At 71.0% G+C, this 8,644-nt stretch carries 10 protein-coding genes; 4 read left to right on the forward strand and 6 right to left on the reverse strand.

Annotated features, from left to right (window positions below; genetic code table 11):
* Nucleotides 1-793: helix-turn-helix domain-containing protein (locus tag ACSNOG_RS04575; RefSeq protein WP_436751207.1), on the reverse strand; the 793-nt coding region annotated here is incomplete at its 3' end.
* A 6-nt stretch (nt 794-799) separates the two neighbouring features.
* Between ACSNOG_RS04575 and ACSNOG_RS04580 the strand changes: the two genes are divergently transcribed.
* Nucleotides 800-1,171, forward strand: a complete 372-nt coding sequence (locus tag ACSNOG_RS04580; protein WP_436751208.1) for a DoxX family protein — start codon at nt 800-802, stop codon at nt 1,169-1,171.
* 53 nt (nt 1,172-1,224) lie between these two features.
* On the opposite strand, the gene ACSNOG_RS04585 is transcribed toward ACSNOG_RS04580, so the two are convergent.
* A complete protein-coding gene (locus tag ACSNOG_RS04585) occupies nt 1,225-1,695 on the reverse strand; it encodes a hemerythrin domain-containing protein (RefSeq protein WP_436751209.1) in 471 nt (156 codons plus the stop codon).
* Nucleotides 1,696-1,924: 229 nt separating this feature from the next.
* Complete coding sequence (locus ACSNOG_RS04590) at nt 1,925-2,788, reverse strand: SDR family NAD(P)-dependent oxidoreductase (protein WP_436751210.1); 864 nt, start codon at nt 2,786-2,788, stop codon at nt 1,925-1,927.
* Between the two features lie 58 nt (nt 2,789-2,846).
* Between ACSNOG_RS04590 and ACSNOG_RS04595 the strand changes: the two genes are divergently transcribed.
* From ACSNOG_RS04595 to ACSNOG_RS04605, 3 genes are all read left to right on the forward strand, one after another.
* Nucleotides 2,847-3,566, forward strand: coding sequence for a TetR/AcrR family transcriptional regulator (locus ACSNOG_RS04595; protein WP_436751211.1), 720 nt, complete (start codon nt 2,847-2,849; stop codon nt 3,564-3,566).
* 117 nt (nt 3,567-3,683) lie between these two features.
* Nucleotides 3,684-4,991, forward strand: a complete 1,308-nt coding sequence (locus tag ACSNOG_RS04600; RefSeq protein ID WP_436751212.1) for a xylan 1,4-beta-xylosidase — start codon at nt 3,684-3,686, stop codon at nt 4,989-4,991.
* 43 nt (nt 4,992-5,034) lie between these two features.
* Nucleotides 5,035-6,318, forward strand: coding sequence for an NAD(P)/FAD-dependent oxidoreductase (locus ACSNOG_RS04605; protein WP_436751213.1), 1,284 nt, complete (start codon nt 5,035-5,037; stop codon nt 6,316-6,318).
* Nucleotides 6,319-6,345: 27 nt separating this feature from the next.
* Here ACSNOG_RS04605 and ACSNOG_RS04610 read toward each other — a convergent pair whose 3' ends face one another.
* The 3 genes from ACSNOG_RS04610 to ACSNOG_RS04620 form a co-directional block, all read right to left on the reverse strand.
* Nucleotides 6,346-6,873 (reverse strand): hypothetical protein, encoded by a 528-nt coding sequence (locus tag ACSNOG_RS04610; RefSeq protein ID WP_436751214.1) that lies wholly within the window; start codon nt 6,871-6,873, stop codon nt 6,346-6,348.
* Nucleotides 6,874-6,997: 124 nt separating this feature from the next.
* Nucleotides 6,998-7,189, reverse strand: a complete 192-nt coding sequence (locus ACSNOG_RS04615; RefSeq protein WP_436751215.1) for a ferredoxin — start codon at nt 7,187-7,189, stop codon at nt 6,998-7,000.
* 13 nt (nt 7,190-7,202) lie between these two features.
* Nucleotides 7,203-8,303, reverse strand: coding sequence for a cytochrome P450 (locus ACSNOG_RS04620; RefSeq protein WP_436751216.1), 1,101 nt, complete (start codon nt 8,301-8,303; stop codon nt 7,203-7,205).
* Nucleotides 8,304-8,644 lie beyond the last annotated feature (341 nt).

Consider the following 8,644-nt stretch of genomic DNA (forward strand, 5'->3'; position numbering starts at 1 on the left):
CCCCCCCCCCCCCCCCCCCCCCCCCCCGGGGCGCCTCTTGCCGCTGAGACGGCGTCATGGACGAGGGCGTGCGCCCGAGGAGGGCGCGCGCCGTGCGAGCCAGGTGGGCCTGGTCAGCGAAGCCCGCGGTGGCTGCGGCTTCGGCCACTGAGGCACGGGGCAGGCCGGCGATGGCCGCGCGCAGCCGTGCCCATTGCCGCAGTTGCACGAGCGGCACTCCGACGGACGCGCGGACGAGAGCGCGCAGCCGGGGCGGTGAGAGTCCGACCTCGGCGGCGAGGGAACCTATGCGGGCACCGGGATCCGTACGTGTGCACTCACGGAGCGCGTAGGCCGTCCGTGGATCGAGCGGGCGCTGCCCCGCACCGGTGAGCGCGATGAGTTCGGCTCGCGCCGCGGCGAGGTCGGGCCCGTCGCCGAAGCCGCCGTCGATGCGGCTGCGGCCCAGCGCGGCGAGGATCCGCCGCACCGCAACATTGTCCAGAGGCGTCGGGCCCGGTGCGGGACGCAGCGTCCAGGGGTCCAGAAACAGAGCGATGTAGGACGACGACGAGGCGCATGTGTGGGCGAGCTGCGGGGGCACGATCATCCCGGCTCCCGCCACGTGCCTGCCCGCGGCCGGTCCGACGTGGGCGCGGCCGCCGACCGGAAGGACGACCTTCCACGCCGGGTGCTGGTGCCGGGTGACGGTGAACGCGCCGGTCTCGGCGAACATCGCCGCCCCGGGACCGGAGGCGAAGACGAGCCGGCGATCGTTTTGTTCAAGCGCCCACGCGTGGGCCGGGACAACCATCACGGCATGGACGTTATCGCGGGCATCGCATTGGCGGTCTTCCTGGTTTCCGTGGGGATCGCGCACTTCCTGGTCCCCGGCTACTTCCGGGCCCTGGTCCCGGCGTGGCTCGGCCGGCCCGGAACGTTTGTCGCTGTCAGTGGGGCGGCGGAGATCGTCGTGGGCGCGCTGATACTGACGCCTGGCGGCCGGACGGTCGGAGGGTGGGCCGCCGCGGCGTTGATCAGCACGTATTTGACGTCCCATCTGGATGCCTTGTGCCGCGCCCGTCCTGATCGGCCGGGCCGGCTGCACCGACCGGCCGGTGCGGTGGCCCGGCTGGCCGTCAACGTCCTCTACATCGGCTGGTCGGTCGCGGTCGCAGTGACTGCCACGTGACGTCGCTCCCGGACCGACGCGGATTCCACCGCCCCCCGCCGTCCGGTTCCAGGTCATATCGGGCCCAGCACCTCTCCCGGCGCGGCTGCCGGCTCGAGGGTTTCGAGTACGGCGAGCAGTTGCTTCTCCTCGTACCGGAAGTGGTTCTCCATGAGCGCGGCGATCCCTTCGAGGTGGTGATCGAGCTCTTCGGGCGGTGCGGCCCGTTCGACCGCGGTGCGCAGGCCGCCGAGCAGGTGGGCGATCATCGAATGATCCTGCTCCAGCGAGCGCAGCACCGGGCGCAGCTCCGGGTGAGCAGCCGCGATGGCCGGGAACAAGGTGCGATCTTCACCTCGGTGGTGGCCGTCGAGAGCGGTGCAGAAGCCGTGGCAGTACAGCAGCAGTTCACGGGTGGCCGCCTGGCCGGGGGTGCCGTCGGCCAGGGAGGCGCGCGTCACGGACAGCGCTTCCCGGAGTCGGTGGTGGACCTGACGGAGTTCTTGGCTCCAGGCGACGAGCCTGGTCGTCTCGCGCTCAGTCACGCGAGGACGAAGGGTGCGACGAGTGCAACGCCGGCCTCCTTCGGTTCGGCGCCTCCATGCCTGACACGGTCTGCCACCGGCACGCGACGCTGCCCGCACACTACCTCGCGCCGTTGCCACCGTCGACGCCGATTCTGGTCCGGTACCTCTACCGAAATTCCCTCGGCACGCCGCCACGGCCTAGTGGTGGGCTACGGACGGCGGGCCCGAACCGGGCGATGCGGCCGGCCTACTCGGCGTCCGCCGGTAGCCCGACGGGGTACTGCGCCCCGAAGTCGGCGGAGAGGGAGACGGCCTGCCAGGCCTCGGCCTCGGCGATCTGCTGCCTGGAGTAGTCGAGCGCCATCCTGGACGCGTCTGCGCCGAGGGGCAGATGGGTGGGGAGGTGGTCGCGCTTGACCACCCGTACCAGGATCCCGGCGGCGCGGTCGGGGTCGCCGGCGGTCCGGCTGTCGCGGACCCGGTCGGTGAAGGCGCCGACGGTCGCCCGGTACTCCGGCGGGACGTCCTGGACGTCCATGGAGGCGCCGGCCCAGTCGGTGGCGAAGCCGCTGGGCTCGACGACCAGGTAACGGATGCCGAACGGCGCGGTCTCGGTGGCGAGCACGCGGGTGAGGCCGTCGATGGCGAACTTGGCCGCCTGGTAGGAGCCCAGGCCGGCGCTGCCGCCCACCCGGCCGCCGATGGAGGAGAACTGGACGACGATGCCGCCGCCCTGCGCCTTCAACAGGGGCAGCGCAGCCTTCGAGACGTTGTACACGCCCCAGAAGTTCGTTTCGAACTGGCGGCGGAAGTCGTCCTCCGGAGCCGTCTCGACCGGGGCGACGTTCGCGTAGCCGGCGTTGTTGACGACCACGTCGATGCGGCCGAAGCGGTCACGGGCGGCGTCGAGGGCGGCAGCGGCCGCGGCGGCGTCGGTCACGTCGAGCGCGACCGGGAAGACCCTGTCGCCGAACCGCTCGACCAGGTCAGTGAGCTGTTCCGGCTTGCGGGCAGTGGCGACGACCCGGTCGCCCGCCTCCAGGGCGGCGACGACGAGGGAGCGGCCGAAGCCGCGGGACGAGCCGGTGATGAACCATGTCTGGGGTGCCATGGAAATAGCAAAACGCGGTTGCGTTAATAGTGCAACCTGGTTGCGTTAGAATGCCCGCATGACCACCCGCAGCCGGCCCTCACGCGCACGGAGCCCCGAGGCGAAGCGCGCCCGCGAGTCCGCGATCCTCGACGCGGCGGCCCGTCTGGCCGAGACGAACGGCATCCGGTCGGTCACCTTGACCGACATCGCCGCGGAGGTCGGCATGCACAAGTCGGCGATGCTCCGCTACTTCGAGACCCGGGAAGAGATCTTCCTCAGGCTGGCTGCCGCCGGATGGGTGGAGTGGTCGCAGGCGGTGCGCGAGCGGCTCGCCGGCGCGGCGCCCGGCGCGGGGGACGGGGACTCCGCGGATGCCGTGAACGGCGCGGACCGGAAACCCGACCTGTGCGCGGTCGCCCGGATCCTCGCCGAGTCGCTGGTGGCCCGTCCCCTGTTCTGTGACCTGCTCGCCCACACGCCCATGAACCTGGAGCGCAACGTCTCGCTGGAGAGCGTCCGGTCCTTCAAGCTGACGGCCATCGCCGAGGTCACGGCCGTGGGCGAGGTGCTGTGCCAAGTGGCCGCCGTGCGCCCCCAGCAGGCCGGCAACGTCGTCGCCACGGCCACGGCGATGGCCGGAGCGCTCTGGCAGATGGCCGCCCCGGGAACCGAACTGCGCCGCCTCTACGAGTCGGACCCGGACCTCGCCCACGCCGTCGTCGACGTCGCCCCCCGGCTGAGCGACATCCTGAGCGCGATGCTTCGGGGTTACGGCGCCGGCGGCGAAGCCGCGTAGGCCGGTGGGTGGGGCGAGCGGCAGCGCCGCGCCTCCGCGCGCCCATGCGGACGGCTTCTCCGCCCACAGAAACACGCACGGGATGAAATCCCCCCTGTGCGCCTACCATTGGATGTCGTGGGGCGACGTGACGCGGCACGGTTGATGAGGCCCGGCAGTGGCCGGGCGGCTGCCCGGCCGGGCTGGGGCTTCACTCACACTCAGCACAGCGCGGACCACGGTACTCCGGAAGCCACGCGCCAGGCAGGCTCCCTGCTCTCCGCAAGGCCCCTGCCGCAGAACCAGCACATCATGGGGTGGGGCGCGGAGAACCCCGAACCGGCGCCCGGGCACTACGACTTCCAAGCCCTCGACGAGCGCGTCGCCCTGATGCGAAGCACCGGCGCCGCCACCGTCCTCACCCTGTGCGGCGCCCCCGACTGGATGAAGGGCGGGCGACGGGGACGTACCGACTGGTCCCGGCTGGAAGCCGCCCCCGACCGCCGGCACTACAAGGACTTCGCCCGCCTCGCGGGCAAGATCACCCGCCGCTACCCGGACATCAAGCACTTCCTCGTGTGGAACGAGCTGAAGGGCTTCTACGACGAGGACAAGCGCCGCTGGAACCACGAGGGGTACACCGAGCTGTACAACCTCGTCTACGCCGAGCTGAAGAAGCAGAGCCCGGACAACCTGGTCGGCGGCCCGTACGTAGTGGCCGACCACGACCCGCCCGCCGGGGACCGGGAGGATTGCTCGCGCGAACTCCGCGGCGCCTGGGGCGAGTTGGATCAGCGCTCCGCCGACGTCATCCACTACTGGAACGAGCACAAGGCGGGCGCGGACTTCGTCGTCGTCGACGGGGCGAGCTACACCCGCGAGGACCACGAGGCGATCCCCGACGAGTTCGCCGCCACCGAGAAGTTCGCCGACGTCACCCGGTGGCTGAGCAGCGTCACCGGGCTCCCCGTCTGGTGGGCCGAGTGGTACGTCGAGCCGCCCGCCGAGGACGACAGCCCGGGCGGCCGGGACGGCTGGAGCGAGCACCATCGCACCGCCGTGCACGCCACCGCAATGATGCACCTGGCGGCGAGCGGCGCATCGGCCGCCTTCTACTGGAATCCGCAGCGGACCGGGGACGACTGCCCGGGGTGCCTGTGGCGCAGCACCCACCTGCGCGACGGCGGCCGTGAACTTCCCATGGCCCGGCTGCTCACCCGCTTCGCCCACGCATTCCCCCCGGGCACCGCCTTCCGTCCGGTCGAGGCCATCGCGGAGCCGGGCGCCCGGCTCCGGGTGCTCGCCGACGACGCGGCCGTCCTCGTCGTCAACACCGAGTGCCGGCCGGTGGCGGCCCGAGTGGACGGGCAGTCCGTGTCCCTCGGCCCGTACGAGGTGCGCTGGCTGGACGGCCGGATCGGACATCACACGGTCCGCAACCCCTGACAACGCTTCGAACGCTTCGTGCACCTGAGGGAGAGATCAGCACATGACCAGGCCTGGGAGCGCGGGATACGACTACGACGTCGTCATCGGCGGAGCCGGTCTCGCCGGCAGCGCCGCGGCGATCCTGCTGGCTCGACGCGGTGTCCGCGTCGCACTGCTGGAACGCCGCTCGGACCCGGAAGCGTACAAGGTGCTGTGCACCCATTCCCTCCAGGCCGACGCCTACCCGGTACTGGACGAACTCGGCCTGCTCCCCGCCCTGGAGAAGGCGGGAGCCGTCCGCAATGTGGCCCGCTGGTACACCCGCTGGGGATGGATCGAGCCGCGGGCAGCGCCGGCAGGCCCCGAGCTGCCGTACGGATACAACATCCGGCGCAGCACCCTCGACCCGCTGATCAGGTCCCGTGCGGCTAAGACCCCTGGCGTCGATCTGCTCCTCGGTCACCGTGTGACCGGGCTGGTCCCGCAAGCCGGCCGGACCTCAGGGGTGCGTGCGGCGACACCACAGGGCGAGCGCGAAATCCGCGCCCGCCTGGTGGTCGGCGCCGACGGCAAGGACTCGGCCGTGGCGAAGTCCGCCGGGGTACCTGCTCGGACGTACGAGAACGCGCGCTTCGGCTATCTCGCCCACTTCCGCGGCCTTCCGCTGCGCGGCGGGGTCGGTCACACCTGGTTCCTCGAGCCCGACATGGCGTACGCGTTTCCCAACGACGACGGGGTGACGGTCATCGCGGTCCTCCCGGACAAGAAACGGTTGCCGGCCTTCCGGGAAGACCTGGAGGGCAGCTTCTTCGCCTACGTCCGGGCTCTGCCCGAGGCGCCGCCCATCGACTCCGCCGAGCGCATCACGAAGATCATAGGCACGGTCGACTACCCGTTTCACAGCCGCACGCCGACCGCACTGGGCGTGGCCCTCATCGGCGACGCCGCCCTGACCGGGGACCCCTTGTGGGGAGTGGGATGCGGCTGGGCCCTGCAATCCGCGCAATGGCTGGCCGAGGCGGTGGCCCCGGCCGCGATCGGTCGGGGTGACCTCAACAGATCGCTCGCGGCCTACGCACGCAGACACCGGCGCCGGCTGCGCGGTCACCAGTACCTGGCCGCCGACTTCGCCAAGTCCCGGCCGTTCAATCCCTTGGAGCGGCTGATGTTCTCGGCGGCGGCGCGTGACGAATCAGTGGCGCGGCACATGCATCTGTTTGCATCCCGGCTGATCAGCCCGCTGCAGTTCTTGAACCCCCTCACACTGGCCAAAGCTTCCGCCGTCAACATCAAGCACCGCGGGGCGGCTGCGCCGTCCCTGCACCAGCCACCCACGGGGTCGTGACCGGCTCCCTCGGCCGGTGACTGCCGGTCAGCTGGGGTCGGCGTCTTCGAAATAGGAGTCGAGCACGGTGTCCAGCTCGGTCGCCCACTGCTGGAGAAGGCTCCGCTTGGGCGCCTCGATGTGGACGTGGTAGGTGCGACGGCTGGTGTGCACGCTGACGGTGAATCGGCGGCCGAACCGGGGGGTGCTCGTCTCCACCGCGCCGATCTCCGACCAGTCGAACTCGGCCGTCTCGTCGTCCAGCCGGAGTGTGACGCCGGTGCTGTCGACGGTGATCGAGCCGCGTCGGTCGGACACCTCGAACACCGGGCCGTCGGCCACCGGCCGCGGTTCCTTCTCGGCGACAGCCGCTTCCGCTTCCGTGGCCGCCCCCGTTTCCGCTTCCGTTTCCGCCTTCGGTTCCGAAGCGGTGACGGCGTCCGGTACGGCGTCCGCCGGCACCGGCGCAGGCTCCTGTGCCTCGGCGGCCCGCGGCGGGGTCAGACCGGGGACGAACGCCGGATCGGTTCCGGCGGCGTGTACGGGCGGGGTGTTCTGGCCTATGCGGTGTTCCACGGCGGGCAGTATGGCCGATGAAGCTGTGCAAGCGGTAGCCGGGCCGTGGCGGGCCCCGGCCCGGTGCTGCTCCGGCGCCCGGGCCGGAGCGTCCGGGGCGGGCGGCCTCGCCCGGACGCCGTTGTCAGGTGATGGTGATGACCGCCGTCGGGCACTGTTCGGCGGCCTCCTGCACCGCCGCCCGCTGTTCGGCGCCCGGAGTGGCGTCGAGCAGGATCACCGTGCCGTCCTCGTCGTTCTGGTCGAAGACGTCCGGGGCGAGGAGCACACAGGTTCCCGCGCCGCAGCACAGGTCCCTTTCGATCTCGATCCTCATGACGGCAGCCTCCTCACCAGCGCACCGGGAGCCCCAGGACGCCGTACGTCACCATCATCTCCCGGGTGCCGATCTCGCTCGCCGGAACGGCGAGCTCCAGCCGGGGGAAGCGACGCAGCAGGGACTCGTAGCCGATGGAGAGCTCCAGGCGGGCCAGGTGGTGACCCATGCACTGGTGGGGTCCGCTGCCGAAGGCGAGGTGGCGGGTCACGCCGCGGCGGATGTCGAGGACGTCGGGGTCGTCGAACCCGAGCGGGTCACGGTTGGCGGCGGGCAGCGACACCGTGACGACCTCGCCCTTGCGCAGGGACTGCCCCTCGAACGTGAAGTCCTCGGCGGCGACCCGGATCGGCCCGATCTGCACCACGCTGAGGTAGCGCAGCAGCTCTTCCACGGCGCCGTCCATCAAGGACCAGTCGGCGCGCAGGGCCGCCAGCTGCTCGGGGTGGCGCAGCAGGGCGTACGTGCCCAGCGCCAGCATGTTGGTGGTGGTCTCCAGCCCGGCGATGAGCAGGACGATCGTGATGCCGAGCAGCTCTTCGTCGCTCAGGTCGGTCTCGACGGTCAGCCGGCCGAGGATGTCCGGGCCCGGGTCCTTGCGCGCGTTGCCGATCAGGGCGTGCAGCATGCCGCCCAGGAGCATCATCGACTGCTGCATCTCCTCGCCGCTGCTGGAGAGGCTGAAGAGCACGTCGACGTGGCGCCCGAACTCCGCGCGGTCCTCTTCCGGCAGGCCGAGCAGTTCCGACGTGACCAGCGTGGGAAGCGGCTTGGCGAAGGCCTCGACCAGGTCGACGGGCCTGCCGCTGTCCTCCATCGCATCCAGCAGGCGGTCCGTCATCTCCTGGATGCGGGGCCGGAGCTCCCTCACCCGCCGGATGGTGAAGTGCTTGCTCAGCAGCCGGCGGTAGCGGGTGTGGTCGGGCGGGTCCATGTTGACGAACATGCCCGCGGGCAGGGCGTCGGTGCTCAGCTCGGAGCCGGGCACCTTGACCGGAGAACGCTTCCCGGCCGGCAGCGAGCTGAATCGCGTGTCGCCCAGTACGGCCCGTGCGCTCTGCAGTCCCGTGACGAGCCGGCCCACGTGCCCGTCGGGGTATTGCAGCGGGGTCACCGGGCATTCCGCGCGTGCTTCCGCGAAAGGGGCCGGCGGATCGAAAGGACAGCCCGTCGGCCGTGCCGTCGGGAAGGAGCGTACTAAGCGATTCCCGTCGGGGCCGACGGATTCTCTTGAATGCGTCATGGTGCGATGAAACCTTTTCGCCGGAGGAAAAAGGGCAAAGGCTATACGGCCGATGACCCTCCCACAACTTCCCCTAGGGTTCTCCTTAGTCATGCCCATCAGATGCTGATGACGGGTTCGCGGCGGCACGCATGCAGCGTCGTTTGGGATTCCCCTAGACCTGATCCTGTACCGATCCGGAAACCCGTCACAGGGCCGAGACTGGGGTCACG

The organism is Streptomyces sp. URMC 124, assembly GCF_051386455.1.
In the GTDB taxonomy this organism is placed as follows: domain Bacteria; phylum Actinomycetota; class Actinomycetes; order Streptomycetales; family Streptomycetaceae; genus Streptomyces.

Bases quoted from the DNA above. Each gene is read 5' to 3' on its own strand.
- ACSNOG_RS04590 (WP_436751210.1), bottom strand. From the start codon at position 2,788: ATGGCACCCCAGACATGGTTCATCACCGGCTCGTCCCGCGGCTTCGGC.
- ACSNOG_RS04580 (WP_436751208.1), top strand. From the start codon at position 800: ATGGACGTTATCGCGGGCATCGCATTGGCGGTCTTCCTGGTTTCCGTG.
- ACSNOG_RS04595 (WP_436751211.1), top strand. From the start codon at position 2,847: ATGACCACCCGCAGCCGGCCCTCACGCGCACGGAGCCCCGAGGCGAAG.
- ACSNOG_RS04605 (WP_436751213.1), top strand. From the start codon at position 5,035: ATGACCAGGCCTGGGAGCGCGGGATACGACTACGACGTCGTCATCGGC.
- ACSNOG_RS04615 (WP_436751215.1), bottom strand. From the start codon at position 7,189: ATGAGGATCGAGATCGAAAGGGACCTGTGCTGCGGCGCGGGAACCTGT.